The 26,118-nt window shown below is 38.9% G+C and carries 19 protein-coding genes; 9 read left to right on the plus strand and 10 right to left on the minus strand.

Annotated features, from left to right (window positions below; genetic code table 11):
* Positions 1-5 precede the first annotated feature (5 nt).
* The 5 genes from nuoF to ndhC all read right to left on the minus strand — a co-directional run bounded on the left by nuoF (position 6) and on the right by ndhC (position 4,960).
* Entirely contained in the window at positions 6-1,334 is a 1,329-nt protein-coding gene (gene nuoF / locus B9T26_RS07995) for an NADH-quinone oxidoreductase subunit NuoF (protein ID WP_086199186.1), read from the minus strand.
* A complete protein-coding gene (gene nuoE, locus B9T26_RS08000) occupies positions 1,331-1,840 on the minus strand; it encodes an NADH-quinone oxidoreductase subunit NuoE (protein ID WP_086174881.1) in 510 nt (169 codons plus the stop codon). The genes nuoF and nuoE overlap by 4 nt, the downstream gene beginning before the upstream one ends.
* 14 nt (positions 1,841-1,854) lie before the next feature.
* Positions 1,855-3,642, minus strand: coding sequence for an NADH-quinone oxidoreductase subunit C/D (gene nuoC, locus B9T26_RS08005; protein ID WP_086199187.1), 1,788 nt, complete (start codon positions 3,640-3,642; stop codon positions 1,855-1,857).
* An 88-nt stretch (positions 3,643-3,730) separates the two neighbouring features.
* Positions 3,731-4,408: a NuoB/complex I 20 kDa subunit family protein gene (locus B9T26_RS08010; protein WP_086199188.1), complete on the minus strand. Its 678-nt coding sequence runs from the start codon at positions 4,406-4,408 to the stop codon at positions 3,731-3,733.
* 6 nt (positions 4,409-4,414) lie between these two features.
* Positions 4,415-4,960 carry an NADH-quinone oxidoreductase subunit A gene (ndhC, locus tag B9T26_RS08015; RefSeq protein WP_086199189.1) on the minus strand — a complete coding sequence of 182 codons (546 nt, stop codon included), beginning with the start codon at positions 4,958-4,960 and terminating at the stop codon, positions 4,415-4,417.
* Positions 4,961-5,530: 570 nt separating this feature from the next.
* Here ndhC and B9T26_RS08020 point away from each other — a divergent pair.
* A complete protein-coding gene (locus B9T26_RS08020) occupies positions 5,531-5,887 on the plus strand; it encodes a hypothetical protein (RefSeq protein ID WP_086199190.1) in 357 nt (118 codons plus the stop codon).
* A 51-nt stretch (positions 5,888-5,938) separates the two neighbouring features.
* Here the strand turns inward: B9T26_RS08020 and bfmS are convergent, their stop codons facing one another.
* Both bfmS and bfmR read right to left on the minus strand, forming a co-directional pair.
* Positions 5,939-7,606 carry a sensor histidine kinase BfmS gene (gene bfmS / locus B9T26_RS08025; RefSeq protein WP_086199191.1) on the minus strand — a complete coding sequence of 556 codons (1,668 nt, stop codon included), beginning with the start codon at positions 7,604-7,606 and terminating at the stop codon, positions 5,939-5,941.
* Between the two features lie 31 nt (positions 7,607-7,637).
* A complete protein-coding gene (gene bfmR, locus B9T26_RS08030) occupies positions 7,638-8,351 on the minus strand; it encodes a response regulator transcription factor BfmR (protein WP_086174887.1) in 714 nt (237 codons plus the stop codon).
* A gap of 589 nt (positions 8,352-8,940) precedes the next feature.
* Here bfmR and B9T26_RS08040 point away from each other — a divergent pair.
* On the plus strand, positions 8,941-11,769 hold the full coding sequence (locus B9T26_RS08040) for a ribonucleoside-diphosphate reductase subunit alpha (RefSeq protein ID WP_086199192.1): 2,829 nt from the start codon (positions 8,941-8,943) through the stop codon (positions 11,767-11,769).
* Positions 11,770-12,241: 472 nt separating this feature from the next.
* Positions 12,242-13,525: a ribonucleotide-diphosphate reductase subunit beta gene (locus B9T26_RS08045; RefSeq protein ID WP_086199193.1), complete on the plus strand. Its 1,284-nt coding sequence runs from the start codon at positions 12,242-12,244 to the stop codon at positions 13,523-13,525.
* A gap of 217 nt (positions 13,526-13,742) precedes the next feature.
* Here the strand turns inward: B9T26_RS08045 and B9T26_RS08050 are convergent, their stop codons facing one another.
* Together B9T26_RS08050 and B9T26_RS08055 are read right to left on the minus strand one after the other, a co-directional pair.
* Positions 13,743-18,662: an NACHT domain-containing protein gene (locus B9T26_RS08050; protein ID WP_086199194.1), complete on the minus strand. Its 4,920-nt coding sequence runs from the start codon at positions 18,660-18,662 to the stop codon at positions 13,743-13,745.
* Positions 18,663-18,765: 103 nt separating this feature from the next.
* A complete protein-coding gene (locus B9T26_RS08055; protein ID WP_086199195.1) occupies positions 18,766-19,002 on the minus strand; it encodes a helix-turn-helix domain-containing protein in 237 nt (78 codons plus the stop codon).
* A gap of 117 nt (positions 19,003-19,119) precedes the next feature.
* Here B9T26_RS08055 and B9T26_RS08060 point away from each other — a divergent pair, with 117 nt between their 5' ends.
* Positions 19,120-19,362: a transposase gene (locus B9T26_RS08060; RefSeq protein ID WP_086196048.1), complete on the plus strand. Its 243-nt coding sequence runs from the start codon at positions 19,120-19,122 to the stop codon at positions 19,360-19,362.
* A 90-nt stretch (positions 19,363-19,452) separates the two neighbouring features.
* On the opposite strand, the gene B9T26_RS08065 is transcribed toward B9T26_RS08060, so the two are convergent.
* Positions 19,453-20,295, minus strand: a complete 843-nt coding sequence (locus tag B9T26_RS08065; protein WP_086199196.1) for a hypothetical protein — start codon at positions 20,293-20,295, stop codon at positions 19,453-19,455.
* 163 nt (positions 20,296-20,458) lie between these two features.
* On the opposite strand from B9T26_RS08065, the gene B9T26_RS08070 reads away from it, so the two are divergent.
* The 5 genes from B9T26_RS08070 to B9T26_RS08090 all read left to right on the plus strand — a co-directional run bounded on the left by B9T26_RS08070 (position 20,459) and on the right by B9T26_RS08090 (position 26,005).
* On the plus strand, positions 20,459-20,725 hold the full coding sequence (locus B9T26_RS08070; RefSeq protein WP_054580152.1) for a hypothetical protein: 267 nt from the start codon (positions 20,459-20,461) through the stop codon (positions 20,723-20,725).
* Positions 20,726-20,964: 239 nt separating this feature from the next.
* Positions 20,965-21,669, plus strand: a complete 705-nt coding sequence (locus B9T26_RS08075; protein WP_086199197.1) for a hypothetical protein — start codon at positions 20,965-20,967, stop codon at positions 21,667-21,669.
* 1 nt (position 21,670) lies between these two features.
* Positions 21,671-23,551 carry a Mu transposase C-terminal domain-containing protein gene (locus tag B9T26_RS08080; protein WP_086199198.1) on the plus strand — a complete coding sequence of 627 codons (1,881 nt, stop codon included), beginning with the start codon at positions 21,671-21,673 and terminating at the stop codon, positions 23,549-23,551.
* Positions 23,538-24,482 carry a TniB family NTP-binding protein gene (locus tag B9T26_RS08085; RefSeq protein ID WP_086199199.1) on the plus strand — a complete coding sequence of 315 codons (945 nt, stop codon included), beginning with the start codon at positions 23,538-23,540 and terminating at the stop codon, positions 24,480-24,482. The genes B9T26_RS08080 and B9T26_RS08085 overlap by 14 nt, the downstream gene beginning before the upstream one ends.
* A gap of 8 nt (positions 24,483-24,490) precedes the next feature.
* The gene (locus tag B9T26_RS08090) at positions 24,491-26,005 is read left to right on the plus strand and encodes a TniQ family protein (RefSeq protein WP_086199200.1); all 1,515 of its coding nucleotides are present in this window, start codon (positions 24,491-24,493) and stop codon (positions 26,003-26,005) included.
* Positions 26,006-26,118 lie beyond the last annotated feature (113 nt).

Consider the following 26,118-nt stretch of genomic DNA (forward strand, 5'->3'; position numbering starts at 1 on the left):
ATTCCTTAAGCTTGTTCTACGTTGCTGGTTTGAGCTGCGGCATTGACTACCTTCGCTTCAAATTCGCCACGGAAATGTTTGAGTGCGCCCATAAGCGGTTCCATAGCACCTGGAGCATGAGCACAGAAAGTTTTACCAATCCAAAGCTTACGAGTCAGTTCTTGTAAGTGATCGATATCTTCTTTCTTGCCTGTACCGTCTTCAAGTGCTTTCAGCGCTTTAACCGCCCAAGGTAGGCCATCACGGCAAGGCGTACAGAAGCCACATGATTCACGCGCAAAGAATTCTTCAAGGTTACGCGTTGCTGAAACCATACATTGGGTTTCATCAACCACCATCAGCAAACAGGTACCTAAACGTGAACCTGCTTTCATGATGCTTTCCGCATCCATTGGCAAGTCGATATGCTCTGCTGCCAGGAAGTCAGTTGATGCGCCACCTGGTAACCAGGCTTTAAGCTTTAAGCCGTCGCGCATACCACCAGCGTGATCTTCAATCACTTCACGCGCAGTCGTACCAAATGGAAGCTCCCAAAGACCAGGGAATTTCACTTTGCCTGATGCACCGTAAATTTTGGTACCTGGATCTTTCGATTTACCCGCAGATAAGCCGATATACCATTCAGGACCACGTAGCATGATTGCCGGTAAGTTGTTGTAGGTCTCTACGTTGTTGACAATCGTAGGACGACCCCAAGCACCTGCAACTTGCGGGAATGGTGGTTTGGTACGTGGGTTGGCACGGCGACCTTCAAGCGAGTTAATCAATGCGGTTTCTTCACCACAGATATAACGACCCGCACCGGTATGCACATGTAAATCGAAATTCCAACCAGAACCCAAGATGTTTTCACCCAAGTAACCTTTGGCACGGATTTGCTCTAATGCTTCATTTAAGTAGCCAGCAGCTTCGATGTACTCACCACGGATGAAGATATAACCCTGAGTTGCTTCTAGCGTATAGCCTGCAATCAGCATACCTTCGATCAATTGATGCGGAAGTTTTTCCATCAACAAGCGGTCTTTGAAAGTACCTGGTTCCATTTCATCGGCATTACAGATCAGGTAGCGAGGACCACCATCATTTGGCGCCATGAGTGACCATTTAATCCCTGCCGGGAAACCTGCACCACCACGGCCTTTTACCGTTGCAGCTTTAATGACTTCAAGAACTTCTTTCGGTTGCATGCCAATGGCTTTTTTGAAGCCGGCATAACCTTCAAGTGTTTCGTAGTCATCTGCACTACGAACGTGTTCCTGTTTACTCAAACGCCATGTTAATGGGTGAGTTTCCGGGTTACCGTCGCCATAAATTGGTTTTGGTTCAGTATTCATACATACTTCTCCAATAACTGTTTAATTGAAGTCACTTCAACCAAACCGTGCGTGTCTTGATCAATCATCAGGGTTGGACCTTTGTCACAATTACCCAAACAGCAAATTGGCAATAAAGTAAAACGACCGTCAGCGGTGGTTTGACCAAATTGAATACCCAATTCACGCTGGAAGGCTTCTGCCAAAGTTTCCGCACCCATCAAGAAACATGCGATTGAATCACATAATAAAATTACGTGACGACCAACCGGTTGACGGTAAATACGGTTATAGAAAGTCGCAACCCCTTCAAGATCTGCAACACTCATACTCAAAAGCTGAGCAATTGCATTCATTTGTGCGTCATCTACCCAGCCGTTACGGCGTTGTACACACTTCAGCGCATCTAAACATGCAGCACGTGGGTACGGATAGTGACCAATGTGATGTTCAATTTCGTGGATTTCTTCCGAAGTTAGAATCCCTTCAACATTCACACGTGGCTTTTTATCAGTCAAAATCATCATAATGCGTTTACCCCTTAGCGATCCACGTCAGCCATTACGACGTCAATTGTCGCTAAATAAATGATTAAGTCAGATACAAGACTGCCATTAATCACAGAAGGCATTTGCTGTAAGTGCGTGAAAGTTGGTGTACGGATACGGGTACGGTAACTCATGGTTGACTTGTCTGAAGTCAAGTAGTAGTTAGATGCACCTTTTACCACTTCCGCCATCACAGATGCTTCACCTGCAGGCATTACAGGACCCCATGACACGCTCAAGAAGTGCGTAATCAAGGTTTCAATATCTTGCAATGTCTTGTCTTTTGGTGGTGGAACAGCCAGTGGATGGTCTGCTTTGTACGCACCAGAAGGCATGTTGTCTAAGCACTGTTTAATGATTTTCAGTGACTGTTCGATTTCACGGAAGTGAACGATCACACGCGCGTAAGCATCGCCCTCGTATTCAACCGGTACGTCGAAATCGTAGTTTTCATAGCCGCTATAAGGACGGTATTTACGCACGTCGAAATCAATACCTGTTGCACGTAGACCAGTACCGGTTACCCCCCAAGCCAATGCAGATTTTGCATCGTATTGAGCAACATTACGTGTACGGCCAATGAACACTGAGTTTTTCAGCGCAGCTGTGTAGTATTCATTTAAACGACTCGGCATCCAATCAAGGATTTCGCGGATTAGCTTATCCCAACCATTTGGCAAGTCATGTGCAGTACCGCCAATACGGAACCATGCCGGGTGCATACGGTAACCAGTGATCGCCTCAATAGCGTCATAGATTTTTTGACGGTCAGCGAACATGTAGAACACAGGCGTCATACCGCCGGCATCCTGAATTGCAGTACCGATATATAACAAGTGGTTATTGATACGGAACAATTCAGACATCATGACACGGATACATTGAGCACGGTCAGGAACAGTGATGCCTGCCAATTGCTCCACGCCCATCACATAAGGCATGTTTTGCGCACAACCACCCAGGTAGTCGACACGGTCTGTATACGGGATGAATGAATGCCAGGTTTGACGTTCAGCCATCTTTTCCACACCACGGTGGTGATAACCGATATCAGGCACACAGTCTTTTACTTCTTCACCGTCCAGCTGCAAGATCACACGGAACGCACCGTGCGCAGATGGATGGTTAGGACCCAAGTTCAGGAACATGAAGTCTTCGTCGGCATTACCGCGTTTTAGACCCCAGTCTTCAGGAACGAAACGCAAGTGTTCCTGTTCGAAATCCTGCTTCGCCTGGTTCTGCATATACGGGGTATATTCAGTAGCACGTGCAGAATATTCTTTACGTAGCGGGTGACCTTCCCAGTATGTCGGCAACAAGATACGACGGAGCATTGGATGCCCTTCGAAGTTGATACCAAACATGTCGTAAGCTTCACGTTCGTACCAGTTGGCATTTGGCCAGATGTTGGTTGCTGTCGGAATGTTGAGATCACTCTCATTCAACGCAACTTTAATACGAATGTCAGTATTACGCTCTAGCGACAACAAGTGATAGAACACAGTGAAGTCTGACGCAGGCAAACCGTCACGGTGAGTACGCAAGCGTTCATCTACCGCAGACAAGTCGAACAGCATCACGTATGGACGTGACACCTTGCGCAAGAACATTAAAACTTCTTGTACACGTGCGCGCTCAACCCAGACTGTTGGAAAGTCTTCAAAAGTCGTTTGCACAAAGAAGTTCTCACCAAATTTGGTTTTGAGCTCTTCTATAATTGCAAATGCTGGGCGTGAATCAACTGGAGTTGATTCTGGCATAGCAATGTCAGTTTCAGCCATTGGCTTGGCTTCCTATTTAATACAAATTCAGTCAACCTTAAACGACAATTACACCCAGACCGGGTGCATCAATATTTTGTCGCTCAGATTATTTAATTTCATCCATAGAGCGTAAGTTTTTCACTGCAATACGTTCAGCATTCTTACGGTCACGTTCTGGCTGCATCTTTGGCTTATATACTGGCTGAAGATCATCACCAATGACCGCTGAAAGCGGACGGCGCTCTAATTGAATTTGGTCTTGTAACAACATTAATGCTTGCAGCAATGCTTCAGGACGTGGCGGGCAACCCGGGATGTACACATCGACAGGGATGATTTTATCCACACCTTGCACCACTGAATAGATGTCGTACATACCGCCAGAGTTTGCACAAGCACCCATTGAAATCACCCATTTAGGCTCTAACATTTGCTCATATAGACGCTGGATTACAGGTGCCATTTTCACGAAGCAGGTTCCTGCAACGATCATTAAGTCAGCCTGACGAGGTGAAGCACGAATAACCTCGGCACCGAAACGTGACATATCATGCACACCGGTCAAGGTGGTTGCATATTCTACGTAACAGCATGATGTACCAAAGTTAAAAGGCCATACAGAGTTTTTACGGCCCCAGTTTACAGCTGTATGCATTACATCCTCTAAACGAGTCATGAACACATTTTTATTCACTTCTTCTTCAAGCGGATCGGTAACGATTTGACGCTCTTGAAGTGGATATTGATCAGCATCCGGATTCGCACGGGTTAATGTATATTTCATCCCGAGTTACTCCTTACTAGATGATGTAGTCGCAGATTTTTTCACACGACCAGATGATTGAGCTGGAATTTGACCTGTAGGGTCAACAACCAACTCTTCAATAGAATTAAAGCGCGTAATGTCGGCAAGGTTCATATTCGGTGAACCCACTTTCGATTTCATCACTGCTGCTTTGAGACGATCGGTTGGTGCCCAGTTTAATGCCCCTACAGCAATGGCATAAATCAAAGCAATCAATAAATCGACCACAAAAATGACAACAGTGGTAAAACCGAACCAACCTACTTCACGAACTGATGTAGCCCATGCGTAGAGATACAGTGCTTCCAGGTCAAATACCACAAAGAAAATAGCAACCAAGTAGAACTTTGCAGACAAGCGGATACGTGCTCCACCAGCACCTACCACACCTGACTCAAATTGCTCTTGCTTTGCACGGCCCCATGATTTACCCCCAAGGAGTAAAGGAACTGTGAGCATAAAGACACAAAGAAATGTAACGCCGATCACGAAGGCAATAATTGCCCAATCGTATGGAGTAATGGCACTCATGCGGGGATAACTCCTGGCAGGCCTAATTTATTAACAAAGAATGTATGTATTGGCCTTCAAATACACCAAACACAAAATTAATCCCGCCAATTGTACCTGATTTATGATTTCACTTGCTAGCTTATAAGCCTTAGTCTTTTGGATGATTTTTTCGGCATTTCAGCTTTTAATTTGCATTTATTCCCTTACACACAACCTTAATCGTTTTATTAAATAAAAATAGTTATTTTTATTAAATTTTCTCACATTAAGATTTTATGAGGAAATCTTGCTCATTTATTTTTCAAATCAAAAGTGCAGTTATTGCTGAATATCCTATCAATTTTAAAGTTTAATTTATTTTGGGTATTTATTTAAAAAATGATAAGAGCTGCAGGTACTGATTAAAATTTATTCTTCATCGCCACTTTATTGAAAATAAACCGCTCTGATTCGTTTTATAAGCTACCCGAAATTTTATGCATAATCTTCTTAATTCTTGTGGCTTTTTTGCAACACTTTGACATGCGTTTAACAGTTTGTGATATTTGTATTTAAAACTTAAAAAGCGAATAGACAGGAGAAACAATAATGACATTAAAATATGCCCATGAATCTGAATATTTCTTTTTTGCACAACTGTTAGTGCACCACGTAGAAAGATACATTGAGAAACATCCAGATGCTCAGGATGCGATTTTTGACCTGCGTGATATTTATGATCTTTTCCGTCAGGACTTTGCTTCAACCACCACCAATCTAGAAGCCATTTTAAATGTTGCTGATGAATACAAGATTGAAACTTTAAATGGTGACCAGAAACTGATTAGCCATTATGCGATTGATCCTAAAAATAATTCTTTGCTGCTGGACTTTAATGCAGAGGCTCTCGCCAGTCTAAAACAGGGGAAAAGTCTGATAAAACCAGATGCGACCAGTCATGAATAAAGCCTAAAAAAAGCACCAGATTCGGTGCTTTTTTCTTCTTTACTTATTCATTTAAAATTCTGTATTCAAGATGCCATCTTTTATAAGATTGGTTTTCTTTTTGGATTTGTTAAAGCGCTGCACAGGCCAGCACATAGTAAAGCGTGCACCGCCCAAAACCGGACTTTGATCGACGTCTATCTTACCGCCAAACCAGTAGGCAATACGACTCACAATGGATAAACCTAAACCATAGCCTCCAGAAGCACGGGTACGACTATCATCCAGACGCGCGAAAGCTTCAAAAATGCGCTGACGCTCTTCTTCCGGCACACCTGCCCCGTCATCCTCTACTTGAACATAAGCCAGGCCTTCGTCATTAATTCCGCCACTGACAATCACCTTATGGTCACAGTAGCGAACTGCATTACCGACCAGATTCTGCACCACCCGATGCAAGTAGCGACGTTCAGCATCCACCACTACAGTAATAGGCGGCGCTTTCAGTTCAATTTCTTTTTGAGTCTTCAAGGCTTCGGTTTCAATAACCACCTGATCCAACACTTCAAACAGAATAATTTTTTCAAAATCTAAAGAAGGCGTGCCCTGCTCCAGTTTTGCATAAGTCATGATTTCATCGATCAAGGTATTCAGTGCCTCAATATCCTTATCAATCATTTCGACCTGCTGCAAGCGATAGTCGTAATCTTCCTCTTCCGCCAGCATTTCCATACCAAAACGAATACGCGCCACAGGTGTCCGCAGCTCATGCGAAACTGCACGCATCAGCTCACGCTGCGCCTCAATCAGGCGCTGAATGTGATCAGACATGCTGTTGTAATTGGTCGCCAGACTGGCCATTTCATCGGTACCATCGACCGGCAAACGCAAGGTCATGTCACCCGATTTCATACGATGCAGTGCATAATTTACTTCGCGTAAGCGGCGCTGCATAGGCACCAGCAAACCATATACCCCAAGACTCAATACAAACAAGCTTAGCAAGGTAATGCCTGCAGCCAACTGGAAAGGCATCCAGTTAAATAAGGGTACCGGACCCAAAACCAGCACCTCTGAAGGTGAACTTGGCATCGGTGAAACAATCGAGATAGTGGTACCGCGCACCGAGGCATTATCACGGTATAAAATAATACTGTGATCTAGTCGAAGTCGGCCAATTTGCTCTGAATCGAGCGGAAGATTTTGAACTTTTTCAATCGCAATCGGATAAGAGAAATTCGCTTGAATTTTGGCAAGATATTCTTTTTCCTGCCCAGGGTAATACACCAGATAATCCAGAATAAAAATAGGCAACGCCTTCATTTGACGTTCCCCAATTTTATCTACTTTTACATAAAGTAAATGCTTGGGATCATCCTTCATACCAATAATAATATAGGCAATCGAGTTTTCTGCATCATAACGAACTGCCGCTTTACGCTCCTCGACCCGTCTTTGTTCGGCGCGGGATAAATCGACCTTGTTGGCATCGACATAATAAATGGGCAGCTCAAGCAAATCTGAAGCATCAGAAATCCAGTCCCGCTTTTGTTGCTCATTCGGCTGTCGGGCAATACCCTCGCTAATGATATAAGAAATGCCATCGGTTAAAGATTCACGATATTCTTGCGCACGCTGGTAATTGATAATTTGGACCAGCAGGTAGCCAAATAAAGCCACCAAGGCCACTAAAATCACTAACCCGGCATAAATGCGCAAGAATATACTGTGTTTAAACACGAAGCTGTCCTATAAAATTAGCGGGTAGCGCTTAAAGACCGGTTTCTTTAACGAACAGATAACCTTTACTACGTACAGTCTTAATACGTTTTGGATTTTCAGGATCATCGCCAATTTTTGGACGGATACGTGAAATACGTACATCGATTGAACGGTCCTGGCCATCATATTCAATGCCGCGCAGACGCTCAAAAATATCTTCACGAGACAGGATACGGCCGGCATTTGAAGCCAACAGCCATAACAGGTCATATTCAGCGCTGGTAAAGTCAACCAAATCGCCATTCAAGGTCACCGAACGACCACCGTTATCAATCACCAGGTCGTCAAATTCGATGCGTTGAGCCACTTCATCTTCAGGCGCCTTGTCGGTACGGCGCAGCAAGGCACGGATACGGGCAAGCAATACACGCGGTTGAACGGGTTTGGCAACGTAGTCATCCGCCCCCATTTCCAGACCCAAAACCTGATCCATGTCTTCAGTACGTGCAGTCAACATTAAAATCGGCTGATGATAATGTGGACGCACTTCACGACAAATGGTCAAACCATCTGCACCCGGCAACATCACATCAAGCACCACCAGATCCGGTTGTTCAGCAATGATACGGCGGATTGCACGATTACCGTCAGGCTCTACCCCAACCTCTAACCCATTACGGATAAGGTATTCTTGAGTCAAACGTGCAAGACGTTCATCGTCTTCAACAATTAAAATTTTAGGTAACTTTTCTTCTTGGCTCATAAAATGCCCCTTTATATTGGATTAAGGTATCCTTAAAAATCCATTGGATACGCTTTAATATATTCAGCAATATACACACGTTTACATTGTAAACAAGATACCGTTCACCAAACTGATACATCAAAGTAGCATTTTGTTATATTTTTTTTAAACATTGAATTTATTGGATTTTTCATATTTTAGTGATTTTCTGGAAATTTACAGAAATATTAAGTTACAAAATGTCTATTTTTTGATCCACCCTGCTGTTTGCACAGTTTCTGACTAGTTAGCCGATTTCTTTTAAGTTATCCACAATGTTATCTATAAGCACATTTTTTTAGCTTTGATATGCTATGCCCTTGTCTGATAAGGCTTCTACAAGAAACATAAAAATAGGGATGTTTTTGCAAAGGATCATTGCAGAGTTCAATCAAAAATTTTAACGAAATGTCAATATTGATCTACCCTGAATTTTCCCGTATCTTGTGCTTATTCCGATTTTAAACCACTAGTTCTTGTGTTTAATCATCAAATACTGAGATGAAATATCATCCAGTTCAAATGGTCACACATATAAAACAATAGATGACAATGGAGCTATGCCACAATGAGCGTAATCACTTCAACTCCTGGTCAACTTCAGGTGATTAAACGCACCGGTGATGTTGCCACTTTTGACGCAGAAAAAATTTCTGTAGCGATAGGTAAAGCTTTTTTGGCTGTAGAAGGCCAGCAAAGCGCTGATTCAAGCCGTATTCATGACCGTATCGAGCAGCTGACCGAAATGGTGATGAACACGTTTAACCGTCGTTTACCGTCAGGCGGCACGATTCATATTGAAGAAATTCAAGACCAAGTTGAACTGGCGCTCATGCGTACAGGTGAACAAAAAGTTGCACGTGCGTATGTCATCTACCGCGAGCAACGCTCTGAAGCACGCAAACAAACTGGCGCTCATCATCACCCAACCTTGCAAGTGATTACTGCAAACGGTCAACATAAACCGCTTGACCTGGGTGCATTAGAAGCGCATGTGGCAAAAGCTGCTGAAGGCCTTGAAGGCATTGATGTACAAGCAATTGTCGATGAGACGGTGAAAAACTTGTACAACGGCGTAAAAGAGTCTGACATCTCAACAACCATGATGATGGCGACACGTACCCGTATTGAACAAGAACCTAACTATACCTATGTGACTGCACGTTTACTTCGTGACAATCTGGTGACGACTGGTCTTGAGTTCTTGGGTCTGTCTACAGATACCAATGAAGCCGATGCTTTAGAAACCTTCTTGAAGAAAGGGATCGAGCTGGACCTGTTATCTGCAGATCTTCTTGAGTTTGATCTTGCAAAACTGGCAGCAGCGATTCAGCCAGAACGCTCTAACCAGTTTACATACCTAGGTCTGCAAACCTTATTTGACCGTTACTTCATCCACTCAGATGGCGTGCGTTTCGAATTACCGCAACTATTCTTCATGCGTGTTTCAATGGGCTTAGCGCTTAACGAAGACAACCGTGAAGAACGTGCAATCGAATTCTATAACTTGTTATCTAGCTTCGATTACATGGCATCTACGCCTACCCTATTCAACTCTGGTACTTTACGTCCACAGTTGTCGAGCTGTTACTTAACCACGATTGCCGATGACCTTTACAACATCTATGGCGCAATGCGTGATAATGCAATGTTGTCTAAATGGGCAGGCGGTTTAGGCAATGACTGGACACCAGTTCGTGCCTTGAACTCATACATCAAAGGTACCAACGGTAAGTCTCAAGGTGTGGTTCCATTCCTTAAAGTAGCCAACGATACAGCTGTTGCGGTAAACCAAGGTGGTAAACGTAAAGGTGCAGTATGTGCATACCTTGAAACCTGGCACCTGGACATCGAAGAATTCTTAGAGCTTCGTAAGAACACCGGTGATGACCGGCGCCGTACCCACGACATGAACACTGCAAACTGGGTTCCAGACTTGTTCATGCAACGTGTATTTGAAGATGCTGAATGGACATTGTTCACCCCATCTGAAACACCGGATCTTCACGATTTAACTGGTGAAGCATTTGCTGAACGTTATGCTTACTATGAAAGCATTGCCAAAGAAACTGACATGCTGCACAAGAAAGTTCGTGCCAAAGATTTATGGCGCAAAATGCTTTCTATGCTGTTTGAAACTGGTCACCCTTGGATCACATTCAAAGACGTTTGTAACTTGCGTTCACCGCAACAACACGTGGGCGTAGTTCACTCATCTAACTTGTGTACAGAAATTACTTTGAATACAAACCAAGACGAAATCGCGGTATGTAACTTAGGTTCGATCAATCTGGTACAACATGTTCAAGGTGGTGTGTTAGATCGCGAAAAATTAGCTCGTACAGTGAAAACTGCTGTTCGTATGCTTGATAACGTCATCGACATCAACTACTACGCTGTTCCGCAAGCACGCAACTCGAACTTGAAACACCGTCCGGTTGGTATGGGTATCATGGGCTTCCAGGATGCTTTATATGAGATGAAACTGGCTTACGGTTCTGATGAAGCGGTAGATTTCGCTGACGAATCTATGGAAGTGATCAGCTACTACGCAATCCAGACTTCTAGCGACCTGGCAATTGAACGTGGTACTTACGAAACATTTAAAGGATCACTTTGGGATCAAGGTATCTTGCCAATCGATTCTTTAGACATCGTTGCCAAATCACGTCCAGAACGCATGTTCGAAGTAGACCGTACACAACGTTTGGACTGGGACACTTTGCGTGCCAAAGTTCAAAAAGACGGTATGCGTAACTCGAACGTGATGGCGATTGCACCGACTGCGACCATTTCGAACATCTGTGGTGTTTCTCAGTCTATCGAACCAACCTTCCAAAACTTGTATGTGAAATCCAACCTTTCTGGTGAATTCACAGTGATCAACCCGTACCTGGTACGTGCGTTGAAAGATCGCGGTCTTTGGGATGCTGTGATGGTAAACGACCTGAAACACTTCGAAGGTTCTGTTCAAAAGATTTCGCGTATTCCTGAAGAGCTTAAAGCAATCTTCGCGACTGCGTTTGAAGTTGAGCCACGCTGGATTGTGGATGCTGCATCACGTCGTCAAAAATGGATTGACCAGGCTCAGTCATTGAACCTTTACATCTCTGGTGCAAACGGCAAGAAACTTGACCTGACGTATAAAATGGCTTGGTTACGTGGTCTTAAAACGACTTATTACCTCCGTGCATTGGGTGCGACTTCTGCAGAGAAATCTACGATTAACACGGGCGCATTGAATGCAGTTAAACCTGCAACTGTTGCAGCCCCTGTAACTGTTGCGATAGCGCCTGAAGTAAAAGCTGAAGCGCCTGCTGAAGAAGATTTTGCTCAAGCCGCTCCAGTACCAATGGCATGTTCAATTGACAACCCTGATTGTGAAGCTTGTCAGTAAGCTGACTGGCTTTAAATCCTCCCCCTTGCGAAGCAGCGCTTCTCACCTTTTCCAAAGGGGGGACTTCCAAAAATCTAAATAGGTTGATGGAAGCTCCTCCTGAGCAAACTTTCAAGCACTGCTTTGAAAGTGAAGCGCAAGAAAGAAGGGGTTTGGGGAGGATTTAAAAGAAACTAGAAAAAAATAAAGGAAATTACCATGCTCCATATGACTCACAACTACATGTTAGGACTTGCGGTATTGGTTGTTTCCTTTGTTCTTACCTTTTATGTACCCATTGCTTACTTCTGGGTAAAACAGGGTAAGAAGATGCGTAATCAAAATAAGTAGTGGGGATATTTGCTCTACCGTACAAGTTTAGAGCAGTGATCGACAAAACTTGATTTTGCTTACACAAATTGAGCGTATAGTAGGACATCTCAGCGTTGCTGGATGTCTAATAAAAGATATAAGCATCGAAGAGAGAATTGATATGTCTATCCTAAGTTGGGACGATTTCGAAGATGATTCACAGAAACCGGCTGCACCTGAACACCAGTCTGCGCCCGTCGAACCGAAAAAAACGGCTCATTCACAGGTGGTATCTGATGCACACAACGCACCGTCGGATGTGGCAACTGCACAACCCCTTAGAGCCACTCAAAACCGAGGATCAAATCCAACCGATTCGTTGGCAAGAGCATCTGCTTCCCTAGATCAACTTGACGTTGCCCCAGGCTTGGAAGAGCTTGAAATGGGCGCTCAGCGTGTACAGGTTGACGACAAGGCGATGATCAACTGTCGTGCCGACTTGAACCAGCTGGTTCCATTCAAATACGAATGGGCATGGCAGAAGTATCTGGACGGTTGTGCTAACCACTGGATGCCGCAAGAAGTCAACATGAACCACGACATCGCACTTTGGAAGTCTGAAAATGGCTTAACCGAAGATGAGCGTACTATTGTCATGCGTTCGCTTGGTTTCTTCTCGACTGCCGATTCATTGGTTGCAAACAACCTGGTATTGGCGATTTACCGTCACATCACCAACCCTGAATGCCGTCAGTACATCTTGCGTCAAGCATTCGAAGAAGCGATTCATACGCATGCTTACCAATACTGTATCGAATCTTTAGGTATGGATGAAGGCGAAGTCTTCAACATGTACCGTGAAGTTCCGTCAGTGGCGCGTAAAGCAGCCTGGGGCCTGAAATATACCCAGTCTTTAAGTGATCCTACTTTCAAAACTGGTACACCTGAAAACGACCAGATTTTGCTTCGTAACCTGATCGCGTTCTACTGTGTTCTTGAAGGTATTTTCTTCTACTGTGGTTTCAGCCAGATTTTGTCTATGGGCCGTCGTAACAAAATGAATGGTGTTGCCGAGCAATTCCAGTACATCTTACGTGATGAGTCTATGCACCTGAACTTCGGTATCGACATGATTAACCAGATCAAGATTGAAAACCCGAATCTTTGGACTACAGAATTCCAGGAAGAAATCATCCAGATGATTCTTGAAGGCACCATGCTTGAAATCGAATACGCACGTGACACTATGCCACGTGGCGTACTCGGCATGAATGCGGCAATGATGGAAGAATACTTGAAGTTCATTGCAAACCGTCGTTTAGCGCAACTTGGCTTGCCTGAACAGTTTGCTGGTGTGAATAACCCATTCCAGTGGATGTCGGAAATGATGGACTTGCGTAAAGAGAAAAACTTCTTTGAAACGCGTGTGACGGATTACCAAACTGGTGGCGCGTTAAGCTGGTAATTTTTACTAACCGTCACGCGACACATTGTTTGTCAATTACGACACATAGTTTGTCATAAGACGACGCATAGTTTGTCATAAAAAAACCGCCATTATAAATGGCGGTTTTTTTGAGGTTACATTAAATTTATTGTCTCAAAACCAACTAACCTGATTATTAACAATATTTTATTAAAACTATCAGGTTAAACTTAAACTAACGCGCACCATCAGTAATTTAGCAAGCTAGAGTAATCTTAGAAAACAGTTGAGTCATTAAACTAGATTGCTGATAGTCCATCACACTACTACAATCAAATACAGATTTTTTTTCAATCTTAATAAGATCATTAAATGAATCTACCATTTGATCATAATCGATATTTATATCAGTTACTTCTTTAATCAAAGAGAGAGCTAAGGAAAACAAATAATAATTGGATGATTTCAGCCATTCCAATATAATTGGCAAGGCAATATGTGACTGTGCCCATTTAATTAAAGCCTCACGTAAAAAACTATAATGCTCCCAATCTACAAAATTCTGATTAGCTAATTCCAATACAGTTTTTTCCAGAAGTTGATTATCTTCCAACACAATAGAGGCTAGTATTTTATTTGTCATTGTAAATGCTTGAATATTAGCTTGTGACTGACATCTAACCCAATTTGCAAAAGGCGAGTCTAACCACCCAACGGCAAACCAACCAAGAACTCCAGACTCTAGAGAACAAATTATTCCTTCAGGTTGGCCTAAATATTGACCAAAATTTTCTGAGACTTCTTCCCAAGAGTAATTTTCCACCAACAACTTAGCTATCGTATTTTGTTCATTAATCCAAGCAAGCCCATACTTTGGCGTAAGACTAATTTTTTGGAGTAGCATCAACTTTATCTGACTTGTAAAACCATTTTGTTTAGCTAAGCCTAAAACCTCTTGGATAGTCTTATTTTCGGATAAACCATTATAATATTTTTTTAATAAGCTCTTTCCTAATTGGGTTCTCTCTAAATCACTCTCATAGCCTTGTTTAATAAACTCTCCAACCTTCAGATCAATATCACTATTGGTATCAGACAATTTAAAGTAATGATGCAATTCATCTATTTTTTTTATGAATTCTGAAATAGCTAAATTATCATTGTTTAAATAATCCAGCATATAAAAATTATCAGAGCTAAGACCTTTTGCTTTATCGCTATTAAAAAAATTTATGATTTCAGGATAAGCTTCTAACTCCAGCAGTCCAACCAATCCTGATCTTCTGCATTGCTCGTAATGTGGGCCAACCGCATCCAATTCACTTAAAAATAATTCTTTCCAATGTGGTATATCGCTTGGACTATATCTAACTGCTTGAGCATATGCCATAAGCTTTTTAGTTCGGATAGATCCATTATATTCAAGTAGTGGTTCAGGTAATAACTGTTTCACTATATTTAAATTGTCAGCTCTACTATGAGCCATAGAAGCAAAAGTCATTCTTACATCTGTAGCTGAAGATGTGACTACTTTCAATAATTTAGAGCGAATATTGGGATTACTTTCAAAGGAAGTAACCAATGACTCTTGGCTAGCTTCATCATTCATTAGAATTTCATCAATATATTTCAAGAAATCTATTTCATTGGGATATACTGAAATAAGTTTAGTTTTTAATGATAATCTTATGTAATACCAGATTCGATCATAGTCCAGATACTTAACAACCTCAGTCTTAGTATCTATATCAGGAAATTCTTTTAACAATTCGAAAAGTGGTGTGGCGTAGTTTGTCTTAGTAATTGCCTTCGCCATTCTTAATAACCATAATCTTCTTTGTTCATTATCTTCAATGAAATCTCGAGACCATGTAGCGAGTGGTGCCGCTATTTCTTCATCGTCACTATTAATCCATTCTTGCAGCACTTCATTAACACTTTTATCACCACTCCAGCCATTTAACAGAGTATTAGCAATCCAATACCGATCCTGACAGTTTTTTTCTTTAATATAAGATTCTATTAGAAACTTTTTTGTCTTATCATTATTTATCAGGCTAAATATGTTCACATATGAATGCCAAAAATAATGAAATTTATCTTTTTCTTTGTCTAAAGCTACGGCTAATGCATTTTGTACTATAGAGTTTCCAGAAAAATTCTCAGCTAGCCAATATGTTAAAGTTTCTCTGCCCGAAGTTAATATCATAATTCCATTGAGTTCTAAATCCTTTTTAAGAATTTGAGCAACTTCGTCAGAATTTGGATACTGACGAACAAGATATTCAAGGAAAAAGTCATGTTCATAAAATCGTTCACTACGACAAAAACCTAGGAACTTTTCTTTAAGCATTAGATGCTTAGGCCAGCCTTGACAGAACAATTCCATCATTTCTTGTTTATAAAAAATTCCCAGTGAAGCCTTGTCACCTACTAATAAATCTAGAAGTAAATTTAAGTCATCATCATTATGCGACTTTCTTTGAATCTTTGTATAAATTACAGCTCTTATAACGTGGATATCATTTGATATGGAATTATAGTTGGCAACCTCTAGTGCAATCTCTCCCCATGCATTATTAATATTCAATGCAAAAATAGACACAGCTCTTAGTTGAGGATTTATACTGTTAGTAGCCATGTTTTTTAAAATATCAATGCATCTTTCATCATCTGCAAAAACGGTAGCGAAACTTATCGCTGCTTCTTTCGCACAATCAAAATCTTCATCATAAATTGCGTCATGGAGAGCAATAAATAGATCTTCACTAGGTTCCCATTGTTTTAATTCACGCAGAACACCTCTTCTACGGTAAGGTGAGTGGGCACAACTCCATTTAGATATAATTGCTATACACTCTGATGATACTTTTGAACCAAGAGCTCCTCGTGCAATACTCTTACTAAGATTAACTCTATACTCAGGATATGGTGTAGTTTTTATCTCATTTATAGCTAGTTGTACAATTTCACGAGCTTCTCTAATTTTTACTCCCAAATCGGAAGTTGCTAATTCTGTTTGCAATATCACAGACTGTATTCTTTGCCACTCCCCCTTTTCTCCTTGTTTAGCAAGGATGGAAATAGCCGATGAAACCAAATCCTTCCTGCCCAAAGATTCAAGCACTCCAAACCAACTTAGCAAAGTTTCTCGCCAATTAGATTTAATCCAATTATCTTTCAACCAAGAAAGTTGCCTGTTTTCATCGAATCTAATAATCTGCTCTGCTGATAAATACTCTTGCAAACTGAGATGCACAAAATTTAACTGATTTGGGCTCCTTTCGACTAAAATTGCATAATGATCGATTAAAAGATCAACCATTTTTTCTGCATGTTGTTTAGCAACCGTTACACTTTCCCCTAAACCTTCATCATCATCCGAAAAATACTCCTCACAGATTTTTTTACAATCTTTTCTTGACAATGTTGATGCGTGTAATTCTGCTATTTGTAATCGCCAAGCCAACTTTATAAGCAAATTAAAAATATCATGTTGCCGAATAAATAAACTATCATCTGTAACTATCCCACCTCCTGCGTGTACCCTAGCTTTTGGATGCCTTGTCAACAGTAAATCTATTATTTGCTGGTAAACTTTTACTCTTACTTCAGGAAGCGTATGCCTATGATGAAATAGCTCTATTAAAGCTTGGCAAATTAATGGTGTTTTAGATAACTCATATGTTTTTTGATTAGATTGAATGGTTGCCAAAAAAGATCGTGATCGAGCATCTAATTGAAAGGCTATACCTTCATTATCTACAACCTCTTGAAACTCAATTAAACGAAACCAATTACGAGCCAGTCCTAATATTTTTTCATCATTGAGGTACTGTAACTTTCCTACTTTCCATGTTTCTGGTAGTGAAAGCAATTGGAAACCTTTAGGTCTACTAGTACAAATTATTCTTGCACTATTTGACTCAATGAATGTGATTACACGATCTATAGCTTGACGACCTAAATTTTCATTTGCTGCCTCATCAAGACCATCCAATAAAATCAGCAACTTTCCAGATTTTATTGCTTTCGAAAACAGTGAATAGATATCACTAAAACCATACTGATGTAACCAATCTTTCAAAAAGTCTTCTACATTTAAAGAATTACATTTCTGAATCGAAGCTGTAAACCCTGAAAATGAGATCCAAATAGGAATACAAGAGTGAAAAAATAAATCATTAAATAAATATCTATTTTCTAGTGGTTTTATAATTGAAAGTGCTAAAAACCTTAAAAGAACACTTTTCCCTAATCCTGGCTCACCTACTACTATGCTGTTCTCTTGATTACCTAACCACTCTAATACGGGCAATGTAGATTCATACTCTTGAATACTCTGCTTATTATAACTGTGCTCTTTATCCCTCTGATCATCATTAATAGTATTGCGATTATCTTGTTGCACAGCCTCTAAATTGAATTGATAATTTTTTTTTCTTTCAATATGTTCACTGATATCAGAAGGGATATATCTAGATCTTAAATCAATAGCATGATTCCTATTACTAGTACTTAACCCTGGATCATGCCTAGCGAATAAGGTTGAGTAAAACTTAAATAGTCGATCACGCAAATGATTGACTTCATATCCATTTACCCTTTCCCCAAGAGCTTCTGCTTTCTCAAATCCATTGAATCGTTTTACCCATTCTCTACCAAAAAAATCATCAACTATCTCTGGTAAGCTTTTCAATTTCAGTGATAATTGACCTGTTTCTGTAGCATCCCATACTATGAAATCTATACCTTTCTGTCTTAGAATCTTCTTTTGATTGTCAATTTCATCAACTTGTTGGGTATTGTTCATCGGGATCGTTATACATAAAACAAATATTTGTGTTTGTTGAGCCCATTTACCTTTTAAAAATTTATTTACGGCAGTTTTGATATCTAAAGCATTAAAAGTTTTAACTCTTTTACATTGGAAACATGCTTTTTTTTCTGTTGTCTTTATATTTGCTAAGATGTCTAAGCCACTTTGGTCTTGCCCCCTTACTCCATAAAGATAAGTATCTGTAATAGCAAACTCTTGACTCACTATCCTAGCAATTAATTTCTCAAAATTTTCCCATTCTAATTTATCAAATGGCAATGTTTGTTCTAAGGTATCTATTGGAGGTAAAGGTGGTTCACCTTGAGGGAGACAAAATAATTCTTGATCAAAATTCATGCTTTATTAGATATAATGAAAAATTGTATTAATTATATACTAATAAAAAATTAACTTATTAATTTAAAAAGCTATTTCATATGAATTCAACAAAATATTTAGATTAAAGTTTATCTTTAATTTCATTTAGAAATTTTATTAAATCTTTATCTATAGCTGCTAGCCAATCCATTAACTCAATCATATCTAAACGTCTTTCTAGAATTTCAACTTTAGACACATAAGACTGAGGCTTACCCAAACGCTGGGCAAGCTCAACCTGAGTCACATTTTTAGACTCACGCAGTTCTATAAGTTTCTTAATTAGGTCTTGATACCTAGGATCGTGTATTGAGCGCATGGCTCAATATCAGTTACAATTAAAAATATCCCAAAATAGGATATTTCAAATTAACCCTATCTGTTTATGGAAATTTTTCGTTTGGAAATTTAATGAATAGTAGTTTAGGAATTCACTGTGAAGCAAAAATTTTCTGTAGCTCAAATCAACGGCATTGTTAAAAAGCATTTAGCAGGTGCAACTATCGAACAAATTTGCCAAGAATACAAAATCAGTGTGGCTACTTTCTATCGTTGGAAAGCAAGTTACATAGATATTAATGAGCAAATACTGATTCGATTAGATAAATTGGAACAAGAAAATTTAGCTCTAAAGCAAATGTATGCGGAAGAAAAACTATCTAAGCGTCTAGAAATGTAGAGCTTTTAACCCACCTATTCTTTACGATCCAATAGCTCCCATTAAAAATTTCGAATGTAAATTTCAAAGATAATTTGCATTCGATGCAGTTCACATAGCATCTTTTTTCAGAACGTTACCCCCATCCAATAGATTTAGAACTTGTGCTTCATGCAATAAATTTGATAATGCTCTAACACTTTCCTTTCTTGTAATACCTACTTTCCCCTTATCTTCCATTGATAACAGCAGATTTATCAAAATTCTGACATTTTTCGAAAAACTATCCACAAAATTTTTACCCAATACTTTCTCTGTTGAGCTAACTAAAGAGAAGACGTTCGAATTAATTAATGAAATAAAGTGCTCACGATAATTAAAAAATGGAAGTTCAGTACACATAATAAGTAAAGTCCTATAAATAGACTGACTTAATACAGAAGTATCCTCTTCTCTTTTAACAGCTAATTTAAAAAAAATTATCTGTGCTGCCAATGCATCCAATCCAGCTAAACACTCTAGCTGGCGTAATTTTCTTTTAGATAGGTTCGTGACTAATAAACTCCCACAATCGTATTTGTTAGCTTTATAAAGAATACGTTGGACTTCCCACGATAGATTTCTAAGCTCATCATTTAACAGCGAATCAATACTAATGGAGTTATTCATGACTTGCCAAAGAGTATGTTTAAGAAGCATAGAGCTGCCTTGTACATGAGATTCTGCTTGGCCTATAAGTATAGGACTTGGAGTATGTTTACCTAAGCGATAACCTCGCCATTTATTATTATGATAAGCATCACCATGCTTATTTTTATTAAAAGCATCTGGCTCAATTACTTTTTCAATTTGATAATCTGAATTTTTAGATAAATTGACCCTGATATACCAATACCATAATGAAACTCGAATGATATCTAACTCACTTCTTTTTTCCATTTGTGTATTTTGCATTTTTAGTCAGTCTCAAAAAAAACCCTATTTATAATTATTTCTAATTTAAAAACAATAAATTAGAAATTTGTATAGAGTAAAAAATTGAGCTAATTTTACTTTCTACAAAACTTTTTTTAAAAGATATATGCTTCTGTTGTGACAGGATAATACAAGAAGCCCTATGCAAAACCATTTAATAGTTGATGCAACAACAATAGAAAAAGAGCTATTTGACCGTTACGGCCCACTAATAGCTGATGATGCTCTAAGAATTGCTTTAGGTTACAAAACCACAGATGCTTTTCGTCAAGCATTAACACGTAAAACTGTTCCTATTCCTATTTTCACGTTCCCAAATCGTCGTGGAAAATATGCGTTAGTAAAAGATGTTGCTACATGGCTAGCAAACCAAAGAAACTCATCTTTAGATCCGAACCATAACCACTAAATTCTCATTCTTCAAAAATTATTATGGAGTCATTATGAAAAACTAAACCAAAAATCAATAAAAAACGGACCCCAAAAGGATCCGTTTGTGACTTTATATAGAAGCATATAAAGACCTGAGAATCATAGTATCTTCTCTATATCGTCACCAGTCAAGTAAGTGCTATTCAATTGTAATAGTACAGATTAACTCATTCTCAAATATCTATTGAGAATAGGATTACTTCTGGATAAACAGATATGTCTTATAAAACAGTTTTTTCAAAAACTGATATTCAAATAAATATCCTTGAACAAATCAGGATTGCCTTTGAATCAACAGCAAATGTAGCAGCCACACTTCACGGGCAACGTAAAATCTATCAAGGGGCTTTTGGCCGTCGAACTTCCCTATTCCCTAGTCAAAAGTGTTGTGGTGCAATACCACTAGAAAGCCGTCTTGAACTGGCACATGCGATACATTTAGAACAAGATCCCAACATCATAAATTATCGCTCACAAGCATTAAAAATTTTACTTATTAATGAACAATATTGTTTTCCAGATTTTTTAGTTAAAACAAAAAAAGGGAGTTATGAGGTTCATGAAGTAAAACCATCCATCGCATCACTATCAACAGATGATTTAAATCGCTTTGCAATACTATCTGATCTACTCCACTCGATTGATATTACTTTTAAGCTAATAGATCACATAGACTTACCAAGTGAATCAGAAATTTCGCAGCTACTTTACTGGTATCAAAGAGGACATAGATTCAATTGGAATACCCTCGAAATCAATTACGCCTTACGTCACTTAAATTTCGAAGAATTTGATACCTCACAGCAAGTCTACAAAACACTTGAATCAATAGGTCTTAAACAAGAACTAGCTGATTATTTATTTTTTCATAAAAAAATTAAGCTCCGCTCAGAAAATATGAATAGTCGAAAGGTTTATTAATATGGAAAACTCTCTTTTTATACCTCAACCTGGTTTTCGTTTTTATTTTAAAGCACATCCCGACTATATTTTTGAAATCGGATCTATAACCTATAATGCTATTCGGTATGCTGCTATAGCTGGTGGAAAGTCATTTTCAATAACACCCAACGAATTCGAAAGTCGCTATAAATTAGGTGAAATTTTATGTGTATTTGCACCTGAGAAACTCATAATCAACCCAAAATACAGTTTAGAACTTCATCGCAAAGAGCGCTATGTTGTCAATGCATTACAACTATTGGAGCACCCTACAAGTATTAATCTGCTTTCCGAATTAATCCCCCAAATAGCTTCCGATATTAATGACCTTAACCCACCTTCGTGCCGTACTGTGGCAAGATGGATTAATAAATATAAAAGTTCTTCTCAGAATAAACTGTGCTTGCAAAATAAATATTCAGGTAATCGCAGTTTACGATTCTCTCCTGAAATTTATCAAATTCTAAATCAAGCAATTAATGAAGTCTATTTAAAGCCTGAATACAGAAGTGGTAAAGACGTACAAGCCTATATGCTTGGTCGATTCATGGAACAAGGCATCCCATTAGAACAGTTACCAACACTTCGTAGTATCCAGCGACATATCAAAAAATTGGATCCTTATATTGAATTTAAAATGAAAAAAGGGTCCCGAATAGCGAAGAAAAAATTTCAAGCTGCTGGCAAAAGTATCATTAGTCGATTCGCTCTTTATATGGTCGAAATTGATACACACTATTTAGATCTAATCGTGATTGATCCGAAGACGAAACTTGCCTTAGGTCGACCATTTCTCGCATGTGCAATTGACATCTACTCTAGAGCCATTGTTGGCACTTATATCAATATGTACCCCCCTAGTGCTGCAACTACATTAGAAGTTATCAAAGACATGATTACTCGACCAAACCAAAAGTTACCAGGAGGAATCCCAAGTATCGTCATTCCAGATAATGGTGTGGAGTTTAAAAACAATGCTCTCGAACGAGTGTGTGAACAGCTGAAAATTACTTTGACTCCTTCACAAGTAGGTACACCTAATAACAAACCTCATATTGAACGTTTTTTTAGTACGCTCACACATGGGATTATACAAAAACTACCGGGAACAACTTTTTCTAATCCAACGAATAGAGGTGAATACAATTCAAGTAAAATTGCACAATTAACTTTAGAACAATTAAAACAATATATAGATACGTGGATTCATCAGGTTTATCACCGATCTATCCATCACACGACAGGGCGTTCACCTATCATCATGTGGCAAGATGCCATTGAAGATATACGACCGAGTTTTCTTACAGATATAGATGCAAAAATTTTATGCCGTAGGCCTATTGAAAGAAGCATTAATCACGGTCAAGTACGTGTAGACGGTATTAGTTATTTTTCACATGCTCTAACTACACTACAAGCTAAAGGCATAAAAAAAGTTACCGTGCTTATAGATGATTTAAATTTAAATGAAGTTTTTATCATTGATCCCAACAATAAAGATGTAATCATTCAAGCAGATTCAACCAATCAAGACTATACATTTGGATTAACACGAGTAACCCATCTTGAAGTTCAAAAACTAAAGAAAATCCAATCTCGATCTGATAAACAAAAAATTGGTTCGATGTCCGATTTATATTATCTGTATAAACTTATGCATGAGATTCAAACTAATCTTGTGAGACGCAAGCCAAGATTGAAACCACTTACTCTTGAGCTTCCCAAGCAGCTACAGAGGATCGAAGAACAACTATTCTCAAAAGACAAGGATATTGCTGAACAAGCTGTTTCCACAATAAATATACCTACACCAATTAATCAATTTGGTTCATTGGAGGTTTTTAAACATGGAAAAATTTGAGAATCGTTTTGAACAAATTCGATCTATTAACAATATTGTTATTACTTCTAATGAATTCATGACCGCTTTCACAGGTATACAAGATTGTGTAAAAAGAAGTATCTCATTTAGTGAACCTGTTGGAAGTATGCTTCTTGCTGAAGGAGGTCTTGGAAAAACTACGCTCTGTAAAACGATCTTGAGTCTGATGCCTCATACAGAAAAAATTGAGAAGGATCATAAGAAAAACATCATCCCTGTATGCTATGTAGAAGTACCATCGCCGGCCACAGTTAAATCATTAGCAATAACGATGCTCAAAGAGCTTGGTGATCCTACTTATGAAAATGGATATGGCACTACTGAATACTTAACTAGCAGGCTTATTTATTTACTCGCACAATGCGAAACAAAGCTTATATTCTTAGATGAATTCCACCATTTATTTGAGCGTAAACCGACATCTACAAGAATGAATCGGACTACAGGAAATTGGCTTAAAACCCTAGTAAACCGAACAGGGATTAGTTTTTGTTTAGTTGGTTTACCTGAGTTTGTCCCACTACTTCAAGTTGATAGCCAGATTGCACGTAGATTCCCATTCATCTACTACCTAAATCCATTAACTGTTGATCCTTCAAATGGCGGGAGCATGTTTGCATTTCTCGCTGAAGTTTCAAGAACGCTCAATAAGCAAAATATCACTTTCTCACCAGCACTAGATAGCCAACTCGTAGGCATGCAAATTCAATTAGCTACGAAAGGCTATCACTCATATGTAATGAGCCTCATCAGGGAAAGTATCGCACATGCTTTAAATGATAACAGACAAGTCATAACTCCCCATGACTTCAGTTATGCATGGAAGTTAGGCATTACGCTATACATCAGCAAGCAAAATAAAAATCCATTCGAAATGAACATTTCACAAATCATTTCATTAATGAATTAGACATAATTATGCAAAATACTCTTTTAATACAAGCTATCCCTTATGAGGATGAGTCTGCGTTAAGTTTCTTATTAAGAACAGCGGAGCTTAATGCACACAGTTCAATTTTTAATTTGATCGGTAAAGAAAAATACAAATCCATCATCCGTCAATCTTTAAATTATCATATTTCTGATATGACTCGCTTCACCTTAGTCTTAAAAGCATTGAATCTTGATAGTTCTTATAAATTTCTAGCTTTTGAAAGATCGAAGCCCACCTATAGATCTCCAATAATTATTGGAACAATTGAAGTTCCTCATGAATTAGTAGAAATTGAACTTTTACGCTACTGCCCTATCTGTCTTTCTGAAAAAGCTTACCTTAGAAAATTATGGACACTCAAACCAGTACACGCATGCCCAATACACTCTTGCTTGTTAATTTATTCTTGTCCTAACTGTAAGAATCTTCTTACTCCTAAAACAGGAGTTCGAAATTGTTCGAGCTGTGGTTTTAAATTAGATAAAGCACCCATAAAGGAAGCAAAATCAATGGAAAGTATCTATTGGTTTATTGATATTCTTAATCATAGTTCAAAGGAGCTGTTTAAAGAGTTTGCATCATGTTGGAAAGCTTTTAATGATTTTTTAAAATCTGACAGATCCAACACAAATGAAAATATTTTTTCTAAAGTATATGAATATTTTTCTGCCCCTGAAATTTCAGCATTAAAATTAAGTGATACTATCAATAGTAAAAGTGAGTATTCTCACCCGCGGATTCAATTATTACCTTTTCTAAAGCAGGAAAGATTTTTCAAGAAACATATTGAAATCACTGAAAAAAATTCATCAGAGTATAAAATTACTCAAAATAGTATTTCTAGAGAACTTAGAAATTATGAAATAAAACTAATCTTAAATATTTCTCGCTTTGAGCTTGAGAAATTGATAGATAATGACTATTTAAACCTTGGCGAGAAAGAACTCTATAAAGGAAATATTGCTAGCATAGACGTGGAACGCTTTCTAATTGGTGCATATCCTCAGCCTAAATCTGTATTAGTCACCAGCATCGAAGCACCCGCAGACAATGATAATATTCAATTAAAAGATGTTGCTAAGGTTTTAGACATCAATTATGAAACTGCTAGAAAACTAGCAAAAACTGGATGGTTCAACTTAGAGAATACATCTGAAAAGCCTCAGACGCTAAAAAAATATTCAAAAGAAAAGGTTAATAGATTCAAAGATAAATACATACTCGTTAGTCAATTAGCAACACAGCTTGAGGTATCTCCAACTAATCTAGTGGAAAAATTAGGGGCTTTAGGTATTGCTCCTACTAATGGCCCACATATAGATTCAACTGCAATCAATATTTTTTTAAAGACTGATGTCCAAGATATAAAGCCAGATAATTTAAGCATGATTAAGGGCTATCCAACTCGTTCTGGAAGGCACAAAAATGCCTTAAAAGATGTATCCCAGACTGATCCTAGCCAAAATAATGGACATGTAGTCCCTCTAAAGATAACGTAACGTTAACTTTGGAGATGTAAAAATGGCTAAACGCTTTAGTCCAGAATTTAAACAGCAAGCAATTGATTATGCACTTTCAAACTCACACGAGTCTGTAGCTGCAATCGCCCAGA

It is taken from the genome of Acinetobacter sp. ANC 4169 (assembly GCF_002135355.1).
Classification (GTDB): domain Bacteria; phylum Pseudomonadota; class Gammaproteobacteria; order Pseudomonadales; family Moraxellaceae; genus Acinetobacter.

Bases quoted from the DNA above. Each gene is read 5' to 3' on its own strand.
- nuoF (WP_086199186.1), bottom strand. From the start codon at position 1,334: ATGAATACTGAACCAAAACCAATTTATGGCGACGGTAACCCGGAAACT.
- nuoE (WP_086174881.1), bottom strand. From the start codon at position 1,840: ATGATGATTTTGACTGATAAAAAGCCACGTGTGAATGTTGAAGGGATT.
- nuoC (WP_086199187.1), bottom strand. From the start codon at position 3,642: ATGGCTGAAACTGACATTGCTATGCCAGAATCAACTCCAGTTGATTCA.
- B9T26_RS08010 (WP_086199188.1), bottom strand. From the start codon at position 4,408: ATGAAATATACATTAACCCGTGCGAATCCGGATGCTGATCAATATCCA.
- ndhC (WP_086199189.1), bottom strand. From the start codon at position 4,960: ATGAGTGCCATTACTCCATACGATTGGGCAATTATTGCCTTCGTGATC.
- B9T26_RS08020 (WP_086199190.1), top strand. From the start codon at position 5,531: ATGACATTAAAATATGCCCATGAATCTGAATATTTCTTTTTTGCACAA.
- bfmR (WP_086174887.1), bottom strand. From the start codon at position 8,351: ATGAGCCAAGAAGAAAAGTTACCTAAAATTTTAATTGTTGAAGACGAT.
- B9T26_RS08040 (WP_086199192.1), top strand. From the start codon at position 8,941: ATGAGCGTAATCACTTCAACTCCTGGTCAACTTCAGGTGATTAAACGC.
- B9T26_RS08045 (WP_086199193.1), top strand. From the start codon at position 12,242: ATGTCTATCCTAAGTTGGGACGATTTCGAAGATGATTCACAGAAACCG.
- B9T26_RS08050 (WP_086199194.1), bottom strand. From the start codon at position 18,662: ATGAATTTTGATCAAGAATTATTTTGTCTCCCTCAAGGTGAACCACCT.
- B9T26_RS08055 (WP_086199195.1), bottom strand. From the start codon at position 19,002: ATGCGCTCAATACACGATCCTAGGTATCAAGACCTAATTAAGAAACTT.
- B9T26_RS08065 (WP_086199196.1), bottom strand. From the start codon at position 20,295: ATGCAAAATACACAAATGGAAAAAAGAAGTGAGTTAGATATCATTCGA.
- B9T26_RS08070 (WP_054580152.1), top strand. From the start codon at position 20,459: ATGCAAAACCATTTAATAGTTGATGCAACAACAATAGAAAAAGAGCTA.
- B9T26_RS08075 (WP_086199197.1), top strand. From the start codon at position 20,965: ATGTCTTATAAAACAGTTTTTTCAAAAACTGATATTCAAATAAATATC.
- B9T26_RS08080 (WP_086199198.1), top strand. From the start codon at position 21,671: ATGGAAAACTCTCTTTTTATACCTCAACCTGGTTTTCGTTTTTATTTT.
- B9T26_RS08085 (WP_086199199.1), top strand. From the start codon at position 23,538: ATGGAAAAATTTGAGAATCGTTTTGAACAAATTCGATCTATTAACAAT.
- B9T26_RS08090 (WP_086199200.1), top strand. From the start codon at position 24,491: ATGCAAAATACTCTTTTAATACAAGCTATCCCTTATGAGGATGAGTCT.